Origin of the sequence: Pseudomonas sp. B1-22 (assembly GCF_050474425.1) — a bacterium.
In the GTDB taxonomy this organism is placed as follows: domain Bacteria; phylum Pseudomonadota; class Gammaproteobacteria; order Pseudomonadales; family Pseudomonadaceae; genus Pseudomonas.
The window spans coordinates 1,110,935-1,134,828 of the sequence record NZ_JBCHVH010000001.1 but is presented as its reverse complement, the minus strand read 5'-3'; the positions used below and the strand labels follow the sequence as shown (position 1 = coordinate 1,134,828).

Sequence of the window (23,894 nt, the reverse complement as noted above, 5' to 3'; positions counted from 1 at the left end):
TCCTCGAAGTCGAATCAATCACGGATCGGGGCCGGCGCGATCACTTCGCGCGAGCCATTGGTATTCATCGGAGTGACCACGCCAGCCATTTCCATCGCCTCGATCATCCGCGCGGCGCGGTTGTAGCCGATCTTCAGCTTGCGCTGCACGGCGGAAATCGAAGCCCGGCGGCTTTCGGTCACGAAGCGCACGGCTTCGTCATAGAGCGGATCGTCCTCACTGCCCTCGCCGCCTTCGCCGCCACCTTCGAACGACCCGCCACCACCGCCTTCATCGGCGCCGGCGAGGATGTCCTCGATGTAGTTCGGTGCGCCGCGCAGTTTCCAGGCCTCGACCACGCGGTGCACCTCGTCATCGGAAACGAAGGCGCCATGGACGCGGATCGGCAGGCCGGTGCCCGGCGGCAGGTAGAGCATGTCACCATGACCCAGCAGTTGCTCGGCGCCGCCCTGGTCGAGGATGGTGCGCGAGTCGATCTTGCTGGAGACCTGGAAGGCGATACGGGTCGGAATATTGGCCTTGATCAGGCCGGTGATCACGTCCACCGACGGACGCTGGGTCGCCAGGATCAGATGGATGCCCGCCGCACGCGCCTTCTGGGCGATACGGGCGATCAGCTCTTCCACCTTCTTGCCGACGATCATCATCATGTCGGCGAATTCGTCGACCACCACCACGATGGTCGGCAGGGTCTGCAGCAGCGGCGCTTCGTCTTCCATGCTCTCGCGGCGGTACAGCGGGTCGGTCAGCGGCGTGCCGGCCTCCTCCGCGTCCTTCACCTTGCGGTTGAAGCCGGCGAGGTTACGCACGCCCATGGCCGCCATCAGCTTGTAGCGGCGCTCCATCTCGGCGACGCTCCAGCGCAGAGCGTTGGCGGCTTCCTTCATGTCGGTGACCACCGGGCAGAGCAGGTGCGGAATGCCTTCGTAGATCGACAGTTCCAGCATCTTCGGGTCGATCATGATCAGCCGCGCCTCTTCCGGCGTGGACTTGAACAGGATCGACAGGAGCATGGCGTTCACGCCCACCGACTTACCGGAACCGGTGGTACCGGCCACCAACAGGTGCGGCATCTTCGCCAGGTCGGTGATGATCGGGTTGCCGCCGATGTCGTGGCCCAGGGCCAGCGGCACGGTGGACTTGTGCTCGTCGTATTCCGGCGTCATCAGCACTTCGGAGAAGCGCACCATCTGCCGGTCTTCGTTGGGGATCTCGATACCCACGGTGGTCTTGCCGGGGATGACTTCCACCACGCGCACGCTGATCACCGCCAGCGAGCGCGCCAGGTCCTTGGCCAGGTTGGAGATACGGCTGACCTTGACGCCTGCGGCGGGCTGGATTTCGAAACGGGTGATCACCGGGCCCGGATGCACCGACTCGACCACCACTTCGACGCCGAACTCCTTGAGCTTGATCTCCAGCAGGCGCGACATGGCCTCCAGGGACTCCGGCGAGTAGCTCTGCTTCTTCTCGGCGGCCGGGTCGAGGATCGACAGCGGCGGCAGGGTGCCTTCCACGGCGGTATCGACGAACAGCGGTGCCTGCTTTTCCTTCAGCACGCGCTTGCTCGGCTCGGCCGGCTTGGTGGGCGGTGGCGGGACGTCGATCTTCGGCGCCACGCGCTTCTCGCGCTCCTGCACGCTCTTGACCAGCGCTTCCTCACGTTCGATCAGGCGTTCCTTGACCTTGGCCTGCTCGCGGCGGTCAGCAACGATGGGCGCGGCGACTTCGGCCACGCGCTCATCCACCTCGCGCAACTGGGCGACCAGCTGCTTGTGCTCGCTACGGGCGCTCCACCAGCGGTTGGCGGCATTGTGGATCAGTTCGAAGAGATCGAGGGTGATCTTGCCGGTAACGTCCATGACCTTGAACCAGGACAGATCGGCGAAGACGGTCATGCCGAACAGGAACAGGGCCAGGAACAGCAGGGTGCTGCCCTGCACGTTCAGCGCATTGACACCCAGTTGCCCCAGGCTCTCACCCAGGGCACCGCCGGCACTGGCCGGCATGTGGCTGCCATTGGCATGGAAATGGATGTAGGCCAGCGCGGAACCGGCCAGCACCAGGAAGACCAGGCCGATCAGGCGCCATGAGAACAGCCAGCCGCTCCACTCCCAGGGCAGGTGGCGCTTGCGGAAGACCTGGTAGGTCTTCACCGCCAGCAGCAGCGGGAACAGGTAGGCAAAATAGCCCAGCACCATGAACAGGATGTCGGCGCTCAGGGCACCCAGGCGGCCGGCGGCGTTCTGAACCTGATCGACGTGACTGGAGTGACTCCAGCCCGGATCGGACGGATCATAGGTGAGCAGTGCCATCCACAGGTAGAGGCAGAGCGCGCCGAGCGCGATCAGGGCCCCCTCCTTCAGACGGTAGTGCAATTGCTGGCGCCAGGCGGCGGCGTGGCTTGCTGTGGTGTCCTTCAAAACGCGTCTATTCCTGCGCTATGCGCGCTTCCGAGAGTCGTTGAGCCTCAAACGGGCCTATTGTACGGCTTTGGCCAGCCGATGCCAGCGAGCCCGGAAGCGTCCGACGGCGCTTTTGCCGGCTTTCCGAGGTTCGGTGTAGCATAGCCCATCACCGATTTTCGGCTGCTCAATTGGAGCATGCATTCTCTTACGTGACAAAGGCTTATGGAGTCTTTTTATGAGTGAAGTCAAGCATTCGCGCCTGATCATCCTGGGCTCCGGCCCCGCAGGCTACACCGCTGCCGTGTACGCCGCTCGCGCCAACCTCAAGCCTGTTGTCATCACCGGCATCCAGCCCGGCGGCCAGCTCACCACCACCACCGAAGTCGACAACTGGCCGGGCGACGTGGAAGGCCTGACCGGTCCCGCCCTGATGGAGCGCATGCAGCAACACGCCCAGCGTTTCGATACCGAGATCGTCTACGACCACATCCACACTGCCGAGTTGCAGCAGAAGCCCTTCACCCTCAAGGGCGACAGTGGCACCTACACCTGCGACGCGCTGATCATCGCCACCGGCGCCTCCGCACAATACCTGGGCATGTCGTCCGAGCAGGCCTTCATGGGCAAGGGCGTGTCCGCCTGCGCCACCTGCGACGGCTTCTTCTACCGCAACCAGGTGGTCTGCGTGGTCGGCGGCGGCAACACCGCCGTGGAAGAGGCACTGTACCTGTCCAACATCGCCAAGGAAGTCCACCTGATCCACCGCCGCGACAAGCTGCGCTCGGAGAAGATCCTGCAGGACAAGCTGTTCGAGAAGGCCCGGAACGGCAACGTGCGCCTGCACTGGAACACCACCCTGGACGAAGTCCTGGGCGACGACATGGGTGTGATCGGCGTGCGCCTGAAGGACGCCGAAACCGGCGCAACCCGCCAACTGGACCTGTCCGGCGTATTCATCGCCATCGGCCACAAGCCCAACACCGAGCTGTTCGTCGACCAACTGGCCATGCATGACGGCTACCTGAAGATCAAGGGCGGCTCCGAAGGCAACGCCACCCAGACCAGCATCGAAGGCGTGTTCGCCGCTGGCGACGTGGCCGACCACGTCTACCGCCAGGCGATCACCTCCGCCGGCGCAGGCTGCATGGCCGCGCTGGACGCCGAGAAGTTCCTCGACGCCAACTGACCGGTCAAAGGGGAGGCCCGCCCTCCCCTCCTCCGCCCATGCTCAACTGGCTTTCCCGCGACAACTTCGACTTCCCACCCCTGGACAAGGCCCTGCACGAGCCCAACGGCCTGCTCGCGGCCGGTGGCGACCTCGATCCACGCCGCCTGATCCAGGCGTACCGTCACGGCTGCTTCCCCTGGTACCAGGACGGCCAGCCGATCCTCTGGTGGTCACCCGATCCGCGCACCGTACTGTTCCCCGACGAACTGCACGTTTCCCGCAGCCTGGCCAAGTTCATCCGGCAGGAGCATTACCAGATCACCATCGACCAGGCATTCGAACAGGTCATCCACGGCTGCGCCGGCCCGCGCGACTACGCGGACGGCACCTGGATCACCACACCGATGCAGAATGCCTACTGCGAGCTGCACCGCATGGGCATCGCGCACTCCGTAGAAGCCTGGGACAACGACGAGCTGGTCGGCGGTCTTTACGGACTGGCCATCGGTCGGCTGTTCTTCGGCGAATCCATGTTCAGCCGCGCGGACAACGCCTCCAAGATGGCGTTCGTCACCCTGGTGCAACGTCTCAAGACTGCGGGTTTCGAACTGATTGACTGCCAGATGCCGACCCAGCACCTGCACAGCTTTGGCGCACGCGCCATCTCCCGGCGCGAATTCGCCGCTTATCTGCGTCGCCATCTCGACCAATTGCCGCTGCAGGACTGGACTTCGCAAGCGGACCAGCCCAGCCTGACATAAACTTGCCAGAGGGTCCTCGCAGGGGTTGAAGATGACCGAGCTCGCCCGCCTGAAGTTTTACGCCACACAGCCGCACCCATGCAGCTATCTGCCCGAGGAACAGGCCACCACCCTGTTCCTCGACCCCAGCCAGCCCATGGACGCACAGCTGTACGCCTCGCTTTCGGAGGTCGGTTTCCGGCGCAGCGGCGAACACCTGTACCGCCCCCACTGCCAGCACTGCACCGCCTGCATCCCGGCACGCATTCCGGCCGCCAATTTCCTCCCCAACCGCCAGCAGAAACGCATTCTCAAGCGCAATTCCGACCTGGAAGTCATCCGCAAGCGACCGACCTTCACCGAGGAGTACTACGCGCTGTACATGCGCTACATCGAACAGCGCCATGCCGACGGCGACATGTACCCGCCCAGCCGCGACCAGTTCGCCACCTTCCTGGTGCGCGACCTGCCGTTCAGCTGCTTCTTCGAGTTCCGCCTGCAGGGCCGCCTGCTGGCCGTCGCGGTTACCGACGTGCTGCCCAACGGACTCTCGGCGGTTTACACCTTCTATGATCCCGACGAAGAACGTCGCAGCCTGGGACGCTTCGCCATCCTCTGGCAGATCGCCGAGACCCACCGCCTTGGCCTGCACGCGGTCTACCTCGGCTACTGGATCAAGAACTGCCGGAAGATGAACTACAAGACCCAATACCGGCCGATCGAGCTGTTCGTGAACCAGCGCTGGGTGGTGCTGAACTGACCCATTACACGCCAGTTGGCGTTGCGGGGCATTTTCAGGCACAATGTGTGCCTTTTTTAATGGCCTGAAACTTCAGGCAACCATAGATACCGAGGGCTCTACTGCATGTCGAAAGAAGACAGCTTCGAAATGGAAGGCACTGTCGTCGACACCCTGCCCAACACCATGTTCCGCGTGGAGTTGGAGAACGGGCACGTCGTTACCGCGCACATCTCCGGCAAGATGCGCAAGAACTACATCCGCATCCTGACCGGCGACAAGGTTCGCGTAGAACTGACGCCCTACGACCTGTCCAAGGGTCGTATCACCTACCGCGCCCGCTGACGGACGGTAGCGCCGGAAGTCGAATCCGGCACACAGAAAAACGCCCGGCATTGCCGGGCGTTTTCGTTTGCGCCTTATTTTTTAAACCTGAGCATCATCAGGCCGGTTCTGCGGCGGTCACTTCGAACTCGAAGGCCAGCTCGCCATCCTTCAGGTCCACATGGGCCACACCGCCGTGCTCGGCCAGTTCGCCGAACAGGATCTCCTCGGCCAGCGGCCGCTTGATCTTGTCCTGGATCAGCCGCGCCATCGGACGCGCGCCCATCTGCGGGTCGTAGCCCTTCTCCGCCAGCCAGTTGCGCGCCGCGTCGCTGACCTCGATCTGCACGTGCTTGTCCTCCAGCTGCGCCTGCAACTCGGTGAGGAACTTGTCGACGATGCTCTTGATGGTCTCGAGACTGAGACGACCGAACTGGATGATGGTATCCAGGCGATTGCGGAACTCCGGCGTGAAGCTCTTCTTGATCACTTCCATGGCATCGGTCGAGTGATCCTGCAGCGTGAAGCCGATGGAGGCTCGCGCCGCGGTTTCCGCGCCGGCGTTGGTGGTCATGATCAGGATGACGTTGCGGAAGTCCGCCTTGCGCCCATTGTTGTCGGTCAGGGTGCCGTGGTCCATCACCTGCAGCAGCAGGTTGAAGACTTCCGGGTGCGCCTTCTCGATCTCATCCAGCAGCAGCACGCAGTGCGGCGTCTTGGTGATCGCTTCGGTGAGCAGGCCGCCCTGATCGAAACCGACGTAGCCCGGAGGGGCGCCGATCAGACGGGACACGGTGTGCCGCTCCATGTACTCGGACATGTCGAAGCGCACCAGCTCCACGCCCAGCGCCTTGGCCAACTGGCGAGCCACCTCGGTCTTGCCCACCCCGGTCGGGCCGGAGAACAGGAAGGAACCGACCGGCTTGTCCGGTGACTTCAGGCCCGCACGGGACAGCTTGATCGCGGTGGACAGCGACTCGATGGCCGCCGCCTGACCGAACACGGTCAGCTTCAGGTCGCGCTCCAGGTTGCGCAGCAGTTCCTTGTCGGAACTGGAGACATGCTTCGGAGGAATGCGGGCGATCTTCGCGACGATATCCTCGACCTGCGGCACCTCGATGCGCTTCACGCGCTTCTCTTCCGGCTGCAGGCGCTGGTAGGCGCCCGCTTCGTCGATCACGTCGATGGCCTTGTCCGGCATGTGCCGGTCATTGATGTAACGCGCAGCCAGTTCGGCGGCGGCGCGCAGCGCCTCGTCGCTGTATTCGACGTGGTGGTGTTGCTCGAAACGCGGCTTCAGCCCCTTGAGGATGCCGAAGGTGTCCTCGACGGACGGCTCGGTGACGTCGACCTTCTGGAAGCGACGGGCCAGCGCGCGATCCTTCTCGAAGATTCCACGGAATTCCTGGAAGGTGGTGGAGCCGATGCAGCGGATCTCACCGGAGGACAGCAGCGGCTTGAGCAGGTTGGACGCATCCATCACGCCACCCGAGGCCGCACCGGCGCCGATGATGGTATGGATTTCGTCGATGAACAGCACCGCATGCGGACGCTTGCGCAGCTCGTTGAGCAGCGCCTTGAAGCGCTTCTCGAAGTCGCCGCGGTACTTGGTGCCCGCCAGCAGCGCGCCCAGGTCCAGGGAATAGACGACGCTGTCGGACAGCAGGTCCGGCACCTGGCCGTCGACGATGCGCTTGGCCAGGCCTTCGGCGATGGCGGTCTTGCCGACGCCCGCCTCACCGACCAGCAGCGGATTGTTCTTGCGGCGGCGCGCGAGAATCTGCGCGACACGCTCGACTTCGGACTCACGGCCAACCAGCGGATCGATGCGCCCCTGGCGCGCCAAGTCGTTCAGGTTGCTGGCGTAGGCATCCAGCGGATGACTGGAGGTCGAAGACTCGCCGCCCTCCTCGTCCTGCATGTCCTGCTCGTTTTCCTGATGCTCGGCATGGCCCGGCACCTTGGAAATACCATGGGCGATGTAGTTGACCACATCGATACGCGCGACGCTCTGCTGCTTGAGCAGGAACACCGCCTGACTTTCCTGTTCGCTGAAGATGGCCACCAGCACATTGGCGCCGGTCACTTCGCGCTTGCCGGAGCTCTGCACGTGGAACACTGCGCGCTGCAGTACGCGCTGGAAGCCCAGGGTCGGCTGGGTCTCGCGATCCTCATCATGCTGAGGAATCAGTGGCGTGGTGGAGTCGATGAACTCCTGCAGGTCCCGCCGCAGCTTGTCCAGATTGGCGCCACACGCTCTCAGGACCGTTGCGGCAGCTTCGTTATCCAGAAGCGCCAACAGCAAGTGCTCAACGGTCATGAACTCATGCCGCTTCGCCCGCGCCTCCTTGAAGGCGAGATTGAGGGTGACTTCGAGCTCTCGATTCAACATGACTTCACCTCGCTCCCAAACATCCGCATCAACCTTCTTTCTCTATTTCGCACAACAGTGGATGTTGGCTCTCCCTCGCATATTGATTGACCTGCATGGCTTTGGTTTCAGCGACGTCGCGGGTAAAGCTCCCGCAGTTCGCCTTGCCTTGAGTATGCACGGTCAACATGACCTTGGTTGCCTGCTCGCGGTTCATGTTGAAGTACAACTCGAGCACCTCAACCACGAAATCCATCGGGGTGTAATCATCGTTGAACATGATGACCCGATACATGGAGGGCGGCTTCAGCGCGGGCTTGGATTCCTCGACCGCGAGCCCCGTCCCTTCGTCTTCCAATGGATCCGGGCGGTCCTGATTGAATGTTAGTCGAATCTGGCTACTTGCATGCATGCTGGAATAAAAGCTTTGCGAGTGGGTGAATGAGGGGGCCGACCGGAGTTTGAAACGTCTCTCAGGCCCAGACGACGCCGCCTTGACTAACGGCAAAAGGGTGTTACAACCAAAGGATACCCCCCGGAGGGTATCAGGAGTTCCGGACGCCAGCCCCTGATAAAGGCTGTAGCGGAATCGTAGTGGATGATACTCCAGCGATGGAGTCCTTTGCAGAGGGATATCAGCATGCTCAGCGGTAAGGTCAAGTGGTTCAACAACGCCAAGGGCTATGGATTCATCCTGGCTGAGGGCCGAGATGAGGACCTGTTCGCTCATTACTCGGCCATTCAGATGGATGGCTACAAGACACTCAAGGCCGGCCAACCCGTAAGCTTCGAGATCCTGCAAGGTCCGAAGGGGTTGCATGCAGTCAACATTCAACCCATCACCGCCAACACGTCCGCCCCCTCCGCCCAGACTGCCCCGAGCAGCGAGATGCAGAACCTCACGGCAGAGGCCTGATCCTTTCGGATCAAAACAATGAAAAAGGCCGGCATCAGCCGGCCTTTTTCATGGGCGCTCCGCCCAGGATTACATCTTGGCGATGATCGCGTCGCCAAACTCCGAGCAGGACAGCAGCTTGGCGCCTTCCATCAGGCGCTCGAAATCATAGGTAACAGTTCTCGCCGCGATGGCGCCGTTCACACCCTTGATGATCAGGTCGGCCGCTTCCGGCCACCCCATGTGGCGCAGCATCATCTCGGCGGAGAGGATTACCGAGCCCGGATTCACCTTGTCCAGCCCGGCATACTTGGGCGCGGTGCCGTGGGTCGCCTCGAACATGGCCACCGAGTCGGACAGGTTGGCCCCCGGCGCGATGCCGATGCCGCCGACTTCCGCCGCCAGGGCGTCGGACAGGTAGTCGCCGTTCAGGTTCAGGGTGGCGATCACGTCGTACTCGGCCGGGCGCAGCAGGATCTGCTGCAGCATGGCGTCGGCAATCACGTCCTTCACCACGATGTTCTTGCCGGTATTGGGGTTCTTGAACTGCATCCACGGGCCGCCGTCGAGCAGCTGGGCGCCGAACTCGTCGCGGGCGAGCTCGTAGCCCCAGTCCTTGAAGGCGCCCTCGGTGAATTTCATGATGTTGCCTTTGTGAACGATGGTCACTGAACTGCGATCATTGTCCACGGCGTACTGCAGGGCCTTGCGCACCAGGCGCTTGGTGCCCTCCTGGGAAACCGGCTTGATGCCGATGCCGCAGTTGTCGGTGAAGCGAATCTTCTTGACGCCCATTTCCTCGGTGAGGAACTTGATGACCTTCTGGGCTTCCGGGGTACCGGCCTTCCACTCGACGCCCGCGTAGATGTCTTCGGAGTTCTCGCGGAAGATCACCATGTCCACGTCGCCGGGCTTCTTCACCGGGCTGGGCACGCCTTCGAACCAGCGCACCGGACGCAGGCAGACATACAGGTCGAGCTGCTGGCGCAAGGCCACGTTCAGCGAACGGATGCCGCCACCGACCGGCGTGGTCAGCGGGCCCTTGATGGAAACGACGTAGTCGCGCACGGCATCCAGGGTTTCCTGGGGCAGCCAGGTGTCCTGGTCGTAGACCTGAGTGGCCTTTTCGCCGGCGTAGACTTCCATCCACGCAATCTTGCGGTCGCCCTTGTAGGCTTTCTCGACGGCGGCGTCGACGACCTTGATCATGACCGGGCTGATGTCGACGCCAATGCCATCCCCCTCGATGAAGGGGATGATCGGGTTCTTCGGTACATTCAAGGACATATCGGCGTTGACGGTGATTTTGTCACCGGCCGGCACCTGGATCTTTTGGTATCCCATGCTGAACTCCGCTTTTTGGTTGAAACCCTCTTGCAGCCACTGAGGGTAGCTCACAAGTCGGTGATCGAACTACATCATTCCTTAGTCTAAAAAAGGGACGCGCATCACCCTGCCTTTAGGGTGGTATACTGGCCGGCATGACTTAATGGTCATCGAGGTCCGAGCAGTCTGGGACCAGACTCTCTCCTCGCCACGGCGGAGTCCACACCAGGAACCCGTCGTACAACGCTCTACTGGCGCCCCAATATCCCCGCGGCAAATCTCGAAGGTCGGTCAACCACTTCGTTGAACGCAAGCGTGTACCAACGCGATTCGAGACTCTGTGCGCGCCCAGCAAAGAAGAGAGTTAGAACGAGATGTCCATCCGCTCGAAGATCACCTACACCTTCACCGACGAAGCACCGGCCCTTGCAACCTACTCGCTGCTTCCCATCGTAAAAGCCTTCGCCGCCTCCGCCGGCATCGACGTAGAAACCCGCGACATCTCTCTTGCAGGCCGTATCCTGGCCTCCTTCGCCGACAAACTCGGCGACAAGGCCATCGAAGACGACCTGGCCTACCTGGCCCAACTGGCCACCGCCCCCGAAGCCAACATCATCAAGCTGCCGAACATCTCCGCTTCGGTACCGCAGCTCAAGGGCGCCATCGCCGAACTGCAGAAACTGGGCTTCGCCGTTCCGGATTTCCCGGAAGACCCGCAGACCGCCGAAGAGAACGACATCCGCGCGCGTTACGCCAAGGTCCTGGGCAGCGCCGTGAACCCGGTCCTGCGTGAAGGCAACTCCGACCGCCGCGCCCCGGCCGCCGTGAAGGCCTACGCCCGCAAGCACCCGCACAGCATGGGCAAGTGGAGCATGGCCTCGCGCTCCCACGCCGATTACATGCGTGGCGGCGACTTCTTCTCCAGCGAACAGTCGGTCACCATCCCGAAGGCCGGTGAAGTCCGCATCGAGTTCGTCGGCAAGGACGGCAAGGTCGAGACCAAGAAGACCCTGAAGATGCAGGAAGGCGAAGTCCTCGACAGCATGTTCATGAGCTGCAGCAAACTGCGCGCCTTCTTCGAGCAGACCCTGCAGGACTGCAAGGAAACCGGCGTCATGTGGTCCCTGCACGTCAAGGCCACCATGATGAAGATCTCCCACCCGATCGTCTTCGGCCACGCCGTCACCGTCTACTACAAGGACGTGTTCGAGAAGTACGGCAAGCTGTTCGAAGAGCTGGGCGTGAACCCGAACAACGGCATCTCCAGCGTCTACGACAAGATCAAGTCGCTGCCGGCCTCGCAGCAGGAAGAAATCCTGCACGACATCCACGAGGTGTACAGCCACCGTCCGGAAATGGCGATGGTCGACTCGGTCAAGGGCATCACCAACCTGCACATCCCCAGCGACGTGATCGTCGACGCCTCCATGCCGGCCATGATCCGCAACTCGGGTCAGATGTGGGGCAAGGACGGCAAGCAGAAAGACACTAAAGCGGTAATGCCGGAAAGCACCTACGCCCGCATCTACCAGGAAATGATCAACTTCTGCAAAACCAACGGCGCGTTCGACCCGACCACCATGGGCAGCGTACCGAACGTCGGCCTGATGGCGCAGAAGGCCGAGGAATACGGCTCCCACGACAAGACCTTCGAAATGGAAGCCGACGGCACCATGCGTGTGGTCGACGCCGACGGCAAGGTCCTGATGCAGCACGAAGTGCAGGCCGGTGATATCTGGCGCGCCTGCCAGACCAAGGACGCCCCGATCCGCGACTGGGTCAAGCTGGCCGTTACCCGCGCCCGCCAGTCCAACACCCCGGCCATCTTCTGGCTGGACCCGGAGCGCGCCCACGACAACGAGCTGCGCAAGAAGGTCGAGCTGTACCTGAAGGACCACGACCTGACCGGCCTGGACATCAGCATCAAGGGTTACAACGAAGCTATCCGCACCAGCATGGAGCGCCAGCTGCGCGGCCTGGACACCATCTCGGTGACCGGCAACGTCCTGCGCGACTACCTGACCGACCTGTTCCCGATCATGGAACTGGGCACCTCGGCCAAGATGCTGTCCATCGTTCCGCTGATGGCGGGCGGCGGCATGTACGAGACCGGTGCCGGCGGTTCGGCTCCGAAACACGTACAGCAGCTGGTGGAAGAGAACTACCTGCGCTGGGATTCCCTGGGCGAGTTCCTGGCCCTGGCGGTTTCCTTCGAGGAAGAAGGCATCAAGACCGACAACGCCAAGGCCAAGGTACTGGGCAAGACCCTGGACATCGCCACCGGCAAGCTGCTCGACAACAACAAGTCGCCGTCGCGCAAGATCGGTGAGATCGACAACCGCGGCAGCCACTTCTACTTGGCCATGTACTGGGCCCAGGCCCTGGCCGAGCAGAACGACGATGCCGAGCTGAAGGCTCACTTCGCTCCCCTGGCCAAGACCCTGACCGAGAAGGAAGCGGCCATCGTCGCCGAACTGAACGGCGTGCAGGGCAAGCCGGCGGACATCGGTGGCTACTACCGTTCCAACCCGGAGCTGACCTCGCAGGTCATGCGCCCGAGCGCGACCTTCAACGCCGCGATCGACGCACTGGCGTAAGGTACTTCGCGTAACACAGAACCCCCGGGCCCTCCCCCGGGGGTTCTGCTTTCTGCGCCTTGCAGCGTTAAACTCGCACCTTTCGAACCACGAGAACAGAACCATGCGCTGGCTTGCACACGTCACAGTCGCCACCATCGTCGAAGACCAGGGCCGTTTCCTGCTGGTGGAGGAAATGTCCGCTGACAAAAAACAGGTCTTCAATCAGCCCGCCGGCCATCTGGAAGCCAACGAAACCCTCATCGAGGCCGCCGTGCGCGAAACCCTTGAAGAGACCGGCTGGGACGTCGAACTGACCGCCGTCACCGGCATCTACCTGTACACCGCACCGAGCAATGGCGTGACCTACCAGCGCGTCTGCTTCGCCGCCCGCCCACTGCGCCACCACCCCGAGCGCGCCCTGGACGACGGCATTCTCGGCGCCCGCTGGATGACCCGCGACGAACTCGCCGTCCAGCCCGAGCGCTGGCGCAGCCATCTGGTCCTGCGCTGCATCGACGACTACCTGAAGGGCGAGCGCTTCCCGCTGACGCTGATCCGCGACTGAGCCCGCAGCCGAGCCTCAGCCGCTCAGCTCTGGTAGAATCCCCGCCTTTACCTGCACCCGTGATGCGCTGCCATGCCTGATTCCACCCCTTCTTCGCTGAAAAGCCCGCAGAACACCCGCGTCATCGTCGGCATGTCCGGCGGCGTGGACTCTTCCGTCTCCGCCCTCCTCCTCAAGGAACAGGGCTACCAGGTGGAAGGCCTGTTCATGAAGAACTGGGAAGAAGACGACGGCACCGAATACTGCACCGCCATGACCGACCTGGCCGATGCCCAGGCCGTCTGTGACCGCATCGGCATCAAACTGCACACCGCCAACTTCGCCGCGGAATACTGGGACAACGTCTTCGAGCACTTCCTCGAGGAGTACAAGGCCGGCCGCACGCCGAACCCGGACATCCTCTGCAACCGCGAGATCAAGTTCAAAGCCTTCCTCGACTACGCCCTCGCCCTGGGCGCCGACCTGATCGCCACCGGCCACTACGTGCGCCGCCGCGACATCGACGGCCGCAGTGAACTGCTCAAGGGCCTGGACCCGAACAAGGACCAGAGCTACTTCCTCCACGCCGTAGGCGGCGAGCAGATCGGCAAGACCCTGTTCCCGGTCGGCGAACTGGAGAAGCCCGAAGTGCGCGCCATCGCCGAGAAATACGGCCTGGCCACTGCGAAGAAGAAGGACTCCACCGGCATCTGCTTCATCGGCGAACGCCGCTTCAGCGACTTCCTCAAGCAGTACCTGCCGGCCCAGCCGGGCGACATCGAAACCACCGACGGCACCGTCATCGGCAAGCATGTCGGCCTGATGTACCACACCATCGGCCAGCGCCAGGGCCTGGGCATCGGCGGTCTGAAGAACGCCGATGACAGCCCCTGGTACGTGCTGGAGAAAGACCTGGCGCGCAACGTCCTGGTCGTCGGCCAGGGCAACGACCACCCCTGGCTGTTCTCCCGCGCGCTGCACGCCTCGCACATCTACTGGGTCAACCCCATCGACCTGGACCAGCCCAAGGCCCTGCGCGCCAAGGTGCGCTACCGCCAGGCCGACCAGGACTGCGTGCTGGAACGCACCGCCAATGGCTATCGCGCGGTGTTCGACGAGCCGCAGCGCGCCGTTACCCCCGGCCAGTCCGTAGTCTTCTACGACGGCGAGATCTGTCTCGGCGGCGGCGTCATCGAATCCGCAGAACCCGCGTTCGCTAAGGACCGTACATGAGCGATCTGCACGACCAGATCATTGCCCTCTCCGGCGTTTTCGAATCCGCAGCATTGGTAGACCGTCTCGCCCGCACCGGCCAGATTCCCGAGGCGCCGCTGCGCTGCATGCTCGGCAGCCTGCTGGTGCGCGACCCGAAAACCACCCTCGATGTCTATGGCGGCGATACCGCCAACCTGCGCGAAGGCTTCCGCGCCCTGGTCAGCGCGCTCGAGCGCGACCCCAACAGCCTGCAGCGCGAGCCGCTGCGCTACGCCCTGTCGCTGATCGGCCTGGAACGCCAGCTGAACAAGCGCGACGACATGCTCGACATCATGGGTAGCCGCCTGGACCAGATCCAGCAGCAGGTGCAGCACTTCGGCCTGGTCCACGAGAACGTCATCGCCTCCTGCGCCGGTCTCTACCAGGACACCCTGAGCACCTTCCGTCAGCGCATCCAGGTGCACGGCGACATGCGCCACCTGCAGATCAACGCCAATGCCGCGCGTATCCGCGCCCTGCTGCTGGCCGGCATCCGCTCCGCGCGCCTGTGGCGACAGCTCGGCGGCAACCGCTGGCAGATGCTGTTCGCGCGGAAGAAAATGCTCAACGAACTGCGCCCCTTGTTGCGCGGCTGAAACACCTCCTGCCGGTCGCCGCAAAGGCGACCTGAGCGCCGCTTTCGTGTATGATGTGCGCCCTTTTCGTTGACCTCCAGCCACGAGAACGCCCCATGCAGCTTTCCTCCCTTACCGCGGTTTCCCCCGTTGACGGCCGTTACGGCAGCAAAACCAGCGCCCTGCGTCCGATTTTCAGCGAATACGGCCTGATCCGTTTCCGCGTCCTGGTGGAGGTTCGCTGGCTCCAGCGCCTCGCCGCCCACGCCGGCATCCCGGAAGTGGCACCCTTCTCCGCCGAAGCCAACGCCCTGTTGAACGCTCTTGCCGACGACTTCCAGCTGGAGCACGCGCAGCGCATCAAGGACATCGAGCGCACCACCAACCACGACGTCAAGGCCGTGGAATACCTGCTCAAGGAGCAGGCCGCCAAGCTGCCGGAACTGGCCAAGGTCAGCGAGTTCATCCACTTCGCCTGCACCTCCGAGGACATCAACAACCTGTCCCACGCCCTGATGCTGCGCGAAGGCCGCGATACCGTGCTGCTGCCGCTGATGCGCCAGATCGCCGACGCCATCCGTGAGCTGGCGGTGAAGTTCGCCGACGTGCCGATGCTCTCGCGCACCCACGGCCAGCCGGCCTCCCCGACCACCCTGGGCAAGGAACTGGCCAACGTCGTCTACCGCCTGGAGCGCCAGATCAAGCAGGTCGCCTCGGTCGAACTGCTGGGCAAGATCAACGGCGCCGTGGGCAACTACAACGCCCACCTGTCGGCCTATCCGCAAGTGGACTGGGAAGCCAACGCCCGCGAATTCATCGAAGGCGACCTCGGCCTGAACTGGAACCCCTACACCACCCAGATCGAGCCGCACGACTACATCGCCGAGCTGTTCGACGCCATCGCGCGCTTCAACACCATCCTCATCGACTTCGACCGCGACGTCTGGGGCTACATCTCCCTGGGCTACTTCAAGCAGAAGACCGTCGCCGGCGAGATCGGCTCCTCGACCATGCCGCACAAGGTCAACCCGATCGACTTCGAGAACTCCGAAGGCAACCTGGGTATCGCCAACGCGCTGTTCCAGCACCTGGCCAGCAAACTGCCGATCTCCCGCTGGCAGCGCGACCTGACCGACTCCACCGTGCTGCGCAACCTGGGCGTCGGTTTCGCCCACAGCGTCATCGCCTACGAAGCCAGCCTCAAGGGCATCGGCAAGCTGGAACTGAACGCCGCGCGCATCGCCGAAGACCTGGACGCCTGCTGGGAAGTCCTGGCCGAGCCGGTCCAGACCGTCATGCGCCGCTACGGCATCGAGAACCCCTACGAGAAGCTCAAGGAGCTGACCCGCGGCAAAGGCATCAGCGCAGAAGCCCTGCAGGTGTTCATCGAAGGCCTCGACATGCCCGCCGAAGCCAAGGCCGAGCTGAAGAAACTGACTCCCGCGAACTACATCGGTAACGCCGCCGCCCAGGCCAAGCGCATCTGAGATTCGCCCTGACTTTGCACGCCCGGCTGTGCCGGGCGTTTTTGTTTCAAGGACTTAACCATGAATCCTGTTATTCCTCTTCAGCTTTTGGGCGGCATCAGCGCCGAAGAATTCCTCCGCGATTACTGGCAGAAAAAGCCCTTGCTGGTGCGCCAGGCCATCCCCGACTTCAAGAGCCCGCTGGACCCTGACGAGCTGGCTGGCCTCGCCCTGGAAGAGATGATCGAATCGCGCATCGTCGTCGAGCACGGCGACAGCCCCTGGGAGCTGCGCCGCGGCCCGTTCAAGGAAGACGCCTTCAAGGACCTGCCCGAGCGTGACTGGACCCTGCTGGTGCAGGCTGTCGACCAGTTCATCCCGGAAGTCGCCGAGTTGCTGGAGCACTTCAAGTTCCTGCCCAGCTGGCGCATCGACGACGTGATGATCAGCTACGCCGCGCCCGGCGGTGGTGTAGGCCCGCACTTCGACAACTACGACGTGTTCCTCCTCCAGGGCCACGGCCATCGCCGCTGGAAGATCGGCCAGACCTGCGACGCCAGCAGTCCGCTGCTGCCGCACGCCGACCTGCGCATCCTCGCCGAATTCGAAGAGAGCGCCGAATGGGTGCTGGAACCCGGCGACATGCTCTACCTGCCGCCGCGCATCGCCCATTACGGCATCGCCGAAGACGACTGCATGACCTACTCGGTCGGCTTCCGCGCCCCCAGCGCCGCCGAAGTGCTGACCCACTTCACCGACTTCCTCGCCCAGTTCCTCTCCGATGAAGAGCGCTACAGCGACGCCGGCATGGCCGCAGTCAAAGGCGAAGAAGACCAGCACAAGATCCAGCGCGACGCCCTCGATCGCCTGAAGAACCTGCTGCAGGAGCACATGAGCGACGAGCGCCTGCTGCTCACCTGGTTCGGCCAGTTCATGACCGAACCGCGCTACCCGGAACTGGTCGCGGGCGAAGAGATCGAGGAAGACGAACTGACCGCCGCAATCACCGACGGCGCCGTACTGATCCGCAACCCCAGCGCGCGCCTGGCCTGGAGCGAAGTGGACGTCGGCCTGCTGCTGTTCGCCAGCGGCCAGACCGTCGTGCTGCCGGAGAAACTGCGCGAACTGCTCAAGCTGGTGTGCTCGGCCGAATCGCTGCACGAAGGCAATCTCGGCCAATGGCTGGCCGATGAGGATGGGCGTAAGCTCGTGGGAGAACTGATCAAACAAGGCAGTCTGGAGTTCGCCGATGAGTAGCAAGATCAGGGTTCGCGTGGCGGACTGGCAAAAGGATAATGCCGACCTGCGGCGCATTCGCGAGGCGGTATTCATCGCCGAGCAATCGGTGCCGCCGGAACTCGAATGGGACGCCGAGGATGTCGAAGCCGTGCACTTCCTGGCCTTCGAAGGCGACTACGCCATCGGCACCGCCCGCCTCCTGCCGGACGGGCACATCGGCCGCGTTTCCGTACTCAAGGACTGGCGCGGCCTGAAGGTCGGCGACCTGTTGATGCGCGCCGTCATCGAGCAAGCCGAAAGCCAGGGCCTGAAACGCCAGCTGTTGACCGCCCAGGTCTACGCCATCCCCTTCTACGAGCGGCTAGGCTTCAAGGTAGCCAGCGGCGAATTCCTCGACGCCGGCCTTCCCCACGTGGACATGGTGCGCGAAAGCGACTGAGGCTTCGAGATGGACAACGCCCCGGAACAAGACGATCCGCCGGAAGAACTGCCGGACATCGAGTTTCAGTCTCCGGGGCGTTTCACCGTCCATAACCCGCCCAGCGAAGCCCTGCCCCCCGAGGCACTGGAGCCCGCTCCGTTCCGCCTTGGCGAAGGCGACCAGCTGCACCGCTTCAACAAGCCAGAGGACGCCCGCGCCCACGCCCTGGCACTGATGCAACAGGCGCAGCGCACGCTCTACCTCTACACCCCCGACCTGGAGCCCTGGCTGTATCACCACAGCAGCATCCAGGAGGCCTGCACCCGGTTGCTGCTGGGCAACCCGCGCAACCGCCTGATGATCCTGGTGCGCGACAGCAGCCGCGCCGTGAAGGAAGGCCACCGCCTGTTGAATCTCAGCCGGCGCCTGTCCAGTTACTGTCAGATCCGCCGGATCAACCCCGACTATCCCAGCGAAGAGCACGCCTTCCTGCTGGCCGACGACTGTGGCCTGCTATTGCGCCCGGAGCCGGGTGACCACGCCGGCTACGCCCACTACAACAACCCTGGCCGCGCCCGTCAGCTGCTGGAACAGTTCGAACAGACCTGGAACACCAGCCTCCTCGACCCGAACCTGCGGAGCTTCCTGCTTTGACCCGACAACCGCTCACCCTGCTCCTCGCCTGCGGCATCAGCCTGGCCGCCATCGCTGCGCCCCGCACCGAGGTCATTCCGCTCAACTACCGCACTGCTGAAGAGATGCTGCCGGTAGCGCAATCGGTAGTGGGCAACGAAGGCCGGGTCACCGCCTATGGCAACCAGCTGATCGTCAATGCCGAACTGACGAAGATCCGCGAGCTGCAAGGCGTTCTCAGCCAACTGGACACCCGCCCCCACCAGCTGCTGATCAGCGTCGACACCAGCGACGGCAGCCGGAGCGACCAGAGCGGCTACTCGGTGAACGGCTCGGTCAGCGCCGGCAACGTGGAAATCCAGACCGGCCGAGGCGAGGTGAATGGCCGCGACCAGGTGCGCATCATCAACCGCTCCACCAACAGCCGCGGCGGCGGCACCCAGCAGGTGCGCGCCACCGAGGGCTCGCCGGCGTTCATCCAGATCGGCCAGAGCCAGCCCGTGACCAACGCCGGCATCGGCCCCTACGGCCAGGTCTACAGCCAGACCGAGTACCGCGACGCCAACCAGGGCATGTACGTGACCGCCAGCCTCACCGGCAACCTCGTGCACATCACCCTGAGCACCCGCAACGACCGCTTCAACGGCAACTATCAGGGTTCGATGAACACCAGCTCGACCGAGACCAGCATCAGCGGCCCGCTCGGCCAGTGGATCGAAGTCGGCGGCGTCAGCCAGAGCAACCAGAGCACCCAGAGCGGCTTCGCCCGCCAGTACAGCACCCAGGGCCGCAACGACAGCAGCCTGCGGGTGAAGGTCGACGTCGTCGACTAAGCCTTCCGTAGGTGACTTGCCAGTCCCCCTTAGACCTTCGTGTAGTAGTCCAAAAAAAACACTACAAAACGTTTGACGAACGCTCGTTTGAACGTGCATGATGGCCTCGCTCCCGCTAACCAGAGGGCCTCAAAGCCCTCCGGACCGCGCCAGCGACGTACCTGTCGCGCCGGTTCGTGTTGTTAAGCCCACAAGGCGGATCGACGAGGTTGCGACTGGCAAGAGGTTGTCCTGAGGGACGGGGAAGCAAGCCTGAGTAACAGCACGACGTGACGGATTCAGCCGTCCACCATCGCCCAACGGCTGCCACGAGCCGGCAAGCGATTCTGGACGCCACCGCTGCAGTCACGCGTCTGTACCGCCGCGCCACCCCACTCCTCCAGCGTCACTCCTTCTTTCGGTCGCCCCTTCGCCATCCCGCGGCGAGCAACCCGCAGTCAGTACCGTTCAGGTGCGGTTTCATGTGGGTAGTCGGTGCTTAACCAAACACATTCTTTTGAAGGATTGGCCATGTCCGCATATCAGAACGAGATCAAAGCAGTCGCCGCGCTCAAAGAGAAGAACGGCAACAGCTGGAGCGCGATCAACCCCGAGTACGCTGCCCGCATGCGCGTCCAGAACCGCTTCAAGACCGGTCTGGAAATCGCCAAGTACACCGCAGCCATCATGCGCAAGGACATGGCTGAGTACGATGCGGACGCTTCCGTCTACACCCAGTCCCTGGGCTGCTGGCACGGCTTCATCGGTCAGCAGAAGCTGATCTCCATCAAGAAGCACCTGAAGACCACCAACAAGCGCTACCTCTACCTTTCCGGCTGGATGGTTGCCGCCCTGCGCTCCGACTTCGGCCCGCTGCCGGACCAGTCGATGCACGAGAAGACCGCTGTTGCCGGCCTGATCGAAGAGCTCTACACCTTCCTGCGCCAGGCTGACGCCCGCGAACTGGACCTGCTGTTCACCGCCCTGGACTCCGCCCGCGCTGCCGGCGACAAGGCCAAGGAAGCCGAAGTACAGGCCCAGATCGACAACTTCGAAACCCACGTGGTACCGATCATCGCCGACATCGACGCCGGTTTCGGTAACGCCGAGGCGACCTACCTGCTGGCCAAGAAGATGATCGAAGCCGGTGCCTGCTGCATCCAGATCGAGAACCAGGTTTCCGACGAGAAGCAGTGCGGCCACCAGGACGGCAAAGTGACCGTTCCGCACGAAGACTTCCTCGCCAAGATCAACGCCGTTCGCTACGCGTTCCTCGAGCTGGGCATCGACGACGGCGTGATCGTCGCTCGTACCGACTCCCTGGGCGCCGGCCTGACCAAGCAGATCGCCGTGACCCGCGAGCCGGGCGACCTGGGCGACCAGTACAACGCTTTCCTGGATTGCGAAGAAATCTCCGCTTCCGACCTGCAGAACGGCGACGTGGTGATCAACCGCGGCGGCAAGCTGCTGCGTCCCAAGCGCCTGGCTTCCAACCTGTTCCAGTTCCGCAAGGGCACCGGTGAAGACCGTTGCGTCCTCGACTGCATCACCTCGCTGCAGAACGGCGCCGACCTGCTGTGGATCGAAACCGAGAAGCCGCACGTTGGCCAGATCAAGGGCATGGTTGACCGCATCCGTCAGGTCATCCCGAACGCCAAGCTGGTGTACAACAACAGCCCGTCGTTCAACTGGACCCTGAACTTCCGCCAGCAGGTGTTCGATGCGTTCGTCGCCGAAGGCAAGGACGTTTCCGCCTACGACCGCGCCAAGCTGATGAGCGTCGAGTACGACGAGACCGAACTGGCTCAGATCGCTGACGAGAAGATCCGTACCTTCCAGCGTGACGGCTCCGCCCACGCCGGCATCTTCCACCACCTGATCACCCTGCCGACCTACCACACCGCCGCGCTGTCCACCGACAACCTGGCCAAGGGCTACTTCGCCGACCAGGGCATGCTGGCCTACGTGAAGGGCGTGCAGCGTCAGGAACTGCGTCAGGGCATCGCCTGCGTCAAGCACCAGAACATGGCTGGCTCGGACATCGGCGACAACCACAAAGAGTACTTCGCTGGCGAAGCCGCTCTGAAAGCCTCGGGTAAAGACAACACCATGAACCAGTTCCACTAATACGGAACCGGCTCAACCAGCCCCCTCGGGGCTGGGAGGCATCGCAAAACCCCGGCATCCGCCGGGGTTTTGTTTTTCCGCTTGACCGAACTGCCGACCACCCACTCCTCGCCCGCCAAGGGCAGGCTCACGACGACATGCCAGCCTTGGGCTTCCCTCAACATGAACCGGAAAGCCCATGCCCATGCCCACGCGCAATCGCCTCGCCCTCGCCGCCCACCTCATCCAACGTCTGCCGCGCCAGCTTCACGAGCCACTGCTGAGCCACCTGTTCTGCTCCCAGGTGCGCTTCGCCGGCACCGCTGGCGTGCGCATCCAGAAACTCGCCAGTGACGAAGTCAGGATGAGCCTTGCCAACCACCGCCGCGCACGCAATCACATCGGCGGCGTGCACGCCGCCGCCATGGCATTGCTCGCCGAATCCGCGAGTGGCTGCATGGTCGGCATGAACCTGCCCGATCACAAGCTGCCGCTGATCAAGCACCTCAAGGTCGACTACCTGCGCCGCGCCAGCGGCGGGCTGCGCGCCATCGCCACACTGACGGAGGCGCAGCGTCGTGCAATGGTGGAGGAGGACAAGGGAGAAGCCGTGATTCAGGTAACCGTGATCGACGACGCCGGAGGCGAGCCGATCCGCTGCGAAATGCACTGGGTGTGGGTCACAAAAAAGAAATGAATCACCCCAAAACGAGGGGCGACAGACAAAACCGCGAGGAGATAATTGAATGCTGCTGAAGTGACGGAAGAAAAGACTCGCCGCTTATATGTAGTAAAGTTACGGATATACGACACTGCAAATGATAATATTTATCATTTATTAGATGGCGATTTATTGCGGTCATATACCTCCAAAGTACCATTCGACCAAAGCCCAAGTACCGGCACACTAGGCGCGCAGGACCGCACGAGCAAAGGGCTCACGGAAATGCAAAAGCCTTTTGCCCGTTTTAGAAGCGTCTGTTTGTGTTGGAAAAATTTACTTGCAGAAGGCTTTGGGCATAAAATTGGAAAGATGACCTGAACCCTTAGCTCACTATCCTTGAGTTGTCGGGTTCGCGCAGTCGGGCCATTGCAGCCCGGAACCCAAGACAATCGTTTTTGTAGGAAGGAGTATCGGCATGCCCAATCCAGCTGAACTTGCAGCTCAACACTGGGGACTCGCCGCCTTCCTTTTAGGAGTGCTGGGCCTGCTCGGCTTCATGCTAGGGGTTTCCAGCCTGCTTGGCAGTAAGGCATTTGGTCGCAGCAAGAACGAACCCTTCGAATCCGGGATCGTTCCTACCGGCAGCGCACGCCTGCGCCTGTCGGCAAAATTCTATCTGGTCGCGATGCTCTTCGTGATCTTCGACGTCGAAGCCCTCTTCCTCTTCGCCTGGTCCGTGTCCGTCCGTGAAAGCGGTTGGGCCGGTCTGATCGAGGCAACCATTTTCATAGCAATTCTGTTGGCAGGTCTTGTCTACCTGTGGCGTATCGGCGCGCTCGATTGGGCACCGGCGGCACGTCGCGCACGGCAGGCGAAGCTAAAACAATGAGGCTTTGGCGATGCAATACAAACTTACCCGGATCGACCCGGATGCGCCCAATGATCAATACCCGATCGGACAGCGCGAAACGGTAGAAGACCCGCTCATCGAAGGGCAGGTCCACAAGAACATCTTCATGGGCAAGCTGGAGGATGTTCTCAACGGTGCAGTCAACTGGGGTCGCAAGAACTCCCTTTGGCCGTACAACTTCGGCCTGTCCTGCTGCTACGTGGAGATGACCACGGCGTTCACCGCGCCGCACGACATCGCCCGTTTCGGCGCCGAAGTGATCCGTGCATCGCCGCGTCAGGCCGACTTCATGGTCATCGCCGGCACCTGCTTCATCAAGATGGCTCCGGTCATCCAGCGCCTGTACGAGCAGATGCTGGAACCCAAGTGGGTGATCTCGATGGGGTCGTGCGCCAACTCCGGCGGCATGTACGACATCTACTCGGTCGTTCAGGGGGTCGACAAGTTCCTCCCCGTGGACGTGTACATCCCCGGCTGCCCGCCCCGTCCGGAGGCGTTCCTGCAAGGCCTGATGCTGCTGCAGGAATCCATCGGCCAGGAGCGTCGTCCGTTGTCCTGGGTCGTAGGCGACCAAGGCGTCTATCGCGCCGACATGCCTGCCCAGAAGGATCTCAAGCGCGAACAGCGCATTGCGGTCACCAACCTGCGCAGCCCCGACGAAGTGTGATCCGGTCCTCCACGAGAGGCCCGTTTTCACTCCACCGTTGACCGAGTGACTTA

At 62.7% G+C, this 23,894-nt stretch carries 23 protein-coding genes; 19 read left to right on the top strand and 4 right to left on the bottom strand.

The genetic code is table 11. The annotated features are described in order from the left end of the window. Positions 1–14: 14 nt before the first annotated feature. Positions 15–2,423, bottom strand: coding sequence for a DNA translocase FtsK (gene ftsK / locus ACQ5BL_RS05270; protein ID WP_243804814.1), 2,409 nt, complete (start codon positions 2,421–2,423; stop codon positions 15–17). Positions 2,424–2,643: 220 nt separating this feature from the next. On the opposite strand from ftsK, the gene trxB reads away from it, so the two are divergent. The 4 genes from trxB (at position 2,644) to infA (ending at position 5,400) form a co-directional block, all read left to right on the top strand. Beyond that, positions 2,644–3,594: a thioredoxin-disulfide reductase gene (gene trxB / locus ACQ5BL_RS05265; RefSeq protein WP_243804815.1), complete on the top strand. Its 951-nt coding sequence runs from the start codon at positions 2,644–2,646 to the stop codon at positions 3,592–3,594. A 38-nt stretch (positions 3,595–3,632) separates the two neighbouring features. Then, the gene (gene aat / locus ACQ5BL_RS05260) at positions 3,633–4,337 is read left to right on the top strand and encodes a leucyl/phenylalanyl-tRNA--protein transferase (RefSeq protein ID WP_243804816.1); all 705 of its coding nucleotides are present in this window, start codon (positions 3,633–3,635) and stop codon (positions 4,335–4,337) included. Positions 4,338–4,368: 31 nt separating this feature from the next. Beyond that, on the top strand, positions 4,369–5,076 hold the full coding sequence (locus tag ACQ5BL_RS05255; RefSeq protein WP_243804817.1) for an arginyltransferase: 708 nt from the start codon (positions 4,369–4,371) through the stop codon (positions 5,074–5,076). Between the two features lie 105 nt (positions 5,077–5,181). Then, positions 5,182–5,400 carry a translation initiation factor IF-1 gene (gene infA, locus ACQ5BL_RS05250; protein ID WP_002553999.1) on the top strand — a complete coding sequence of 73 codons (219 nt, stop codon included), beginning with the start codon at positions 5,182–5,184 and terminating at the stop codon, positions 5,398–5,400. Between the two features lie 97 nt (positions 5,401–5,497). Here the strand turns inward: infA and clpA are convergent, their stop codons facing one another. Both clpA and clpS read right to left on the bottom strand, forming a co-directional pair. Continuing rightward, positions 5,498–7,771 (bottom strand): ATP-dependent Clp protease ATP-binding subunit ClpA, encoded by a 2,274-nt coding sequence (clpA, locus tag ACQ5BL_RS05245; protein ID WP_207883145.1) that lies wholly within the window; start codon positions 7,769–7,771, stop codon positions 5,498–5,500. 28 nt (positions 7,772–7,799) lie between these two features. Beyond that, positions 7,800–8,162, bottom strand: coding sequence for an ATP-dependent Clp protease adapter ClpS (clpS, locus tag ACQ5BL_RS05240; protein WP_207883143.1), 363 nt, complete (start codon positions 8,160–8,162; stop codon positions 7,800–7,802). 228 nt (positions 8,163–8,390) lie between these two features. On the opposite strand from clpS, the gene cspD reads away from it, so the two are divergent. After that, positions 8,391–8,666, top strand: coding sequence for a cold shock domain-containing protein CspD (cspD, locus tag ACQ5BL_RS05235; RefSeq protein ID WP_207883141.1), 276 nt, complete (start codon positions 8,391–8,393; stop codon positions 8,664–8,666). Positions 8,667–8,735: 69 nt separating this feature from the next. Here cspD and icd read toward each other — a convergent pair whose 3' ends face one another. Continuing rightward, the gene (gene icd / locus ACQ5BL_RS05230) at positions 8,736–9,989 is read right to left on the bottom strand and encodes an NADP-dependent isocitrate dehydrogenase (protein ID WP_207883139.1); all 1,254 of its coding nucleotides are present in this window, start codon (positions 9,987–9,989) and stop codon (positions 8,736–8,738) included. 356 nt (positions 9,990–10,345) lie between these two features. Between icd and ACQ5BL_RS05225 the strand changes: the two genes are divergently transcribed. The 14 genes from ACQ5BL_RS05225 (at position 10,346) to ACQ5BL_RS05160 (ending at position 23,841) form a co-directional block, all read left to right on the top strand. Continuing rightward, on the top strand, positions 10,346–12,568 hold the full coding sequence (locus ACQ5BL_RS05225) for an NADP-dependent isocitrate dehydrogenase (protein WP_243804818.1): 2,223 nt from the start codon (positions 10,346–10,348) through the stop codon (positions 12,566–12,568). A gap of 103 nt (positions 12,569–12,671) precedes the next feature. Beyond that, complete coding sequence (locus tag ACQ5BL_RS05220; RefSeq protein WP_243804819.1) at positions 12,672–13,115, top strand: NUDIX hydrolase; 444 nt, start codon at positions 12,672–12,674, stop codon at positions 13,113–13,115. Between the two features lie 72 nt (positions 13,116–13,187). Beyond that, complete coding sequence (mnmA, locus tag ACQ5BL_RS05215) at positions 13,188–14,327, top strand: tRNA 2-thiouridine(34) synthase MnmA (RefSeq protein WP_243804820.1); 1,140 nt, start codon at positions 13,188–13,190, stop codon at positions 14,325–14,327. Further along, on the top strand, positions 14,324–14,944 hold the full coding sequence (gene hflD, locus ACQ5BL_RS05210; RefSeq protein ID WP_207883134.1) for a high frequency lysogenization protein HflD: 621 nt from the start codon (positions 14,324–14,326) through the stop codon (positions 14,942–14,944). The genes mnmA and hflD overlap by 4 nt, the downstream gene beginning before the upstream one ends. Before the next feature lie 95 nt (positions 14,945–15,039). After that, complete coding sequence (gene purB / locus ACQ5BL_RS05205) at positions 15,040–16,410, top strand: adenylosuccinate lyase (protein ID WP_243804821.1); 1,371 nt, start codon at positions 15,040–15,042, stop codon at positions 16,408–16,410. Between the two features lie 60 nt (positions 16,411–16,470). Beyond that, positions 16,471–17,646 carry a cupin domain-containing protein gene (locus tag ACQ5BL_RS05200; RefSeq protein ID WP_243804822.1) on the top strand — a complete coding sequence of 392 codons (1,176 nt, stop codon included), beginning with the start codon at positions 16,471–16,473 and terminating at the stop codon, positions 17,644–17,646. Then, positions 17,639–18,067, top strand: a complete 429-nt coding sequence (locus ACQ5BL_RS05195; protein ID WP_207883129.1) for a GNAT family N-acetyltransferase — start codon at positions 17,639–17,641, stop codon at positions 18,065–18,067. Before ACQ5BL_RS05200 ends, ACQ5BL_RS05195 begins: the two co-directional genes overlap by 8 nt. A 9-nt stretch (positions 18,068–18,076) precedes the next feature. Further along, on the top strand, positions 18,077–18,703 hold the full coding sequence (locus ACQ5BL_RS05190; protein ID WP_243804823.1) for a histone acetyltransferase HPA2: 627 nt from the start codon (positions 18,077–18,079) through the stop codon (positions 18,701–18,703). Then, positions 18,700–19,515 carry a secretin N-terminal domain-containing protein gene (locus tag ACQ5BL_RS05185; protein WP_243804824.1) on the top strand — a complete coding sequence of 272 codons (816 nt, stop codon included), beginning with the start codon at positions 18,700–18,702 and terminating at the stop codon, positions 19,513–19,515. The genes ACQ5BL_RS05190 and ACQ5BL_RS05185 overlap by 4 nt, the downstream gene beginning before the upstream one ends. 510 nt (positions 19,516–20,025) lie before the next feature. After that, positions 20,026–21,621, top strand: a complete 1,596-nt coding sequence (locus ACQ5BL_RS05180; RefSeq protein ID WP_207883123.1) for an isocitrate lyase — start codon at positions 20,026–20,028, stop codon at positions 21,619–21,621. 184 nt (positions 21,622–21,805) lie between these two features. Beyond that, the gene (locus ACQ5BL_RS05175) at positions 21,806–22,297 is read left to right on the top strand and encodes a DUF4442 domain-containing protein (protein WP_243805116.1); all 492 of its coding nucleotides are present in this window, start codon (positions 21,806–21,808) and stop codon (positions 22,295–22,297) included. A 45-nt stretch (positions 22,298–22,342) separates the two neighbouring features. Continuing rightward, positions 22,343–22,642, top strand: coding sequence for a hypothetical protein (locus tag ACQ5BL_RS05170; RefSeq protein WP_243804825.1), 300 nt, complete (start codon positions 22,343–22,345; stop codon positions 22,640–22,642). A gap of 97 nt (positions 22,643–22,739) precedes the next feature. Further along, positions 22,740–23,153: an NADH-quinone oxidoreductase subunit A gene (ndhC, locus tag ACQ5BL_RS05165; protein WP_015477476.1), complete on the top strand. Its 414-nt coding sequence runs from the start codon at positions 22,740–22,742 to the stop codon at positions 23,151–23,153. Between the two features lie 10 nt (positions 23,154–23,163). Beyond that, on the top strand, positions 23,164–23,841 hold the full coding sequence (locus tag ACQ5BL_RS05160; RefSeq protein ID WP_017517109.1) for a NuoB/complex I 20 kDa subunit family protein: 678 nt from the start codon (positions 23,164–23,166) through the stop codon (positions 23,839–23,841). The last annotated feature ends 53 nt before the right edge of the window (positions 23,842–23,894 follow it).

Bases quoted from the DNA above. Each gene is read 5' to 3' on its own strand.
- trxB (WP_243804815.1), top strand. From the start codon at position 2,644: ATGAGTGAAGTCAAGCATTCGCGCCTGATCATCCTGGGCTCCGGCCCC.
- aat (WP_243804816.1), top strand. From the start codon at position 3,633: ATGCTCAACTGGCTTTCCCGCGACAACTTCGACTTCCCACCCCTGGAC.
- ACQ5BL_RS05255 (WP_243804817.1), top strand. From the start codon at position 4,369: ATGACCGAGCTCGCCCGCCTGAAGTTTTACGCCACACAGCCGCACCCA.
- infA (WP_002553999.1), top strand. From the start codon at position 5,182: ATGTCGAAAGAAGACAGCTTCGAAATGGAAGGCACTGTCGTCGACACC.
- clpA (WP_207883145.1), bottom strand. From the start codon at position 7,771: ATGTTGAATCGAGAGCTCGAAGTCACCCTCAATCTCGCCTTCAAGGAG.
- clpS (WP_207883143.1), bottom strand. From the start codon at position 8,162: ATGCATGCAAGTAGCCAGATTCGACTAACATTCAATCAGGACCGCCCG.
- cspD (WP_207883141.1), top strand. From the start codon at position 8,391: ATGCTCAGCGGTAAGGTCAAGTGGTTCAACAACGCCAAGGGCTATGGA.
- icd (WP_207883139.1), bottom strand. From the start codon at position 9,989: ATGGGATACCAAAAGATCCAGGTGCCGGCCGGTGACAAAATCACCGTC.
- ACQ5BL_RS05225 (WP_243804818.1), top strand. From the start codon at position 10,346: ATGTCCATCCGCTCGAAGATCACCTACACCTTCACCGACGAAGCACCG.
- ACQ5BL_RS05220 (WP_243804819.1), top strand. From the start codon at position 12,672: ATGCGCTGGCTTGCACACGTCACAGTCGCCACCATCGTCGAAGACCAG.
- mnmA (WP_243804820.1), top strand. From the start codon at position 13,188: ATGCCTGATTCCACCCCTTCTTCGCTGAAAAGCCCGCAGAACACCCGC.
- hflD (WP_207883134.1), top strand. From the start codon at position 14,324: ATGAGCGATCTGCACGACCAGATCATTGCCCTCTCCGGCGTTTTCGAA.
- purB (WP_243804821.1), top strand. From the start codon at position 15,040: ATGCAGCTTTCCTCCCTTACCGCGGTTTCCCCCGTTGACGGCCGTTAC.
- ACQ5BL_RS05200 (WP_243804822.1), top strand. From the start codon at position 16,471: ATGAATCCTGTTATTCCTCTTCAGCTTTTGGGCGGCATCAGCGCCGAA.
- ACQ5BL_RS05195 (WP_207883129.1), top strand. From the start codon at position 17,639: ATGAGTAGCAAGATCAGGGTTCGCGTGGCGGACTGGCAAAAGGATAAT.
- ACQ5BL_RS05190 (WP_243804823.1), top strand. From the start codon at position 18,077: ATGGACAACGCCCCGGAACAAGACGATCCGCCGGAAGAACTGCCGGAC.
- ACQ5BL_RS05180 (WP_207883123.1), top strand. From the start codon at position 20,026: ATGTCCGCATATCAGAACGAGATCAAAGCAGTCGCCGCGCTCAAAGAG.
- ACQ5BL_RS05175 (WP_243805116.1), top strand. From the start codon at position 21,806: ATGCCCACGCGCAATCGCCTCGCCCTCGCCGCCCACCTCATCCAACGT.
- ndhC (WP_015477476.1), top strand. From the start codon at position 22,740: ATGCCCAATCCAGCTGAACTTGCAGCTCAACACTGGGGACTCGCCGCC.
- ACQ5BL_RS05160 (WP_017517109.1), top strand. From the start codon at position 23,164: ATGCAATACAAACTTACCCGGATCGACCCGGATGCGCCCAATGATCAA.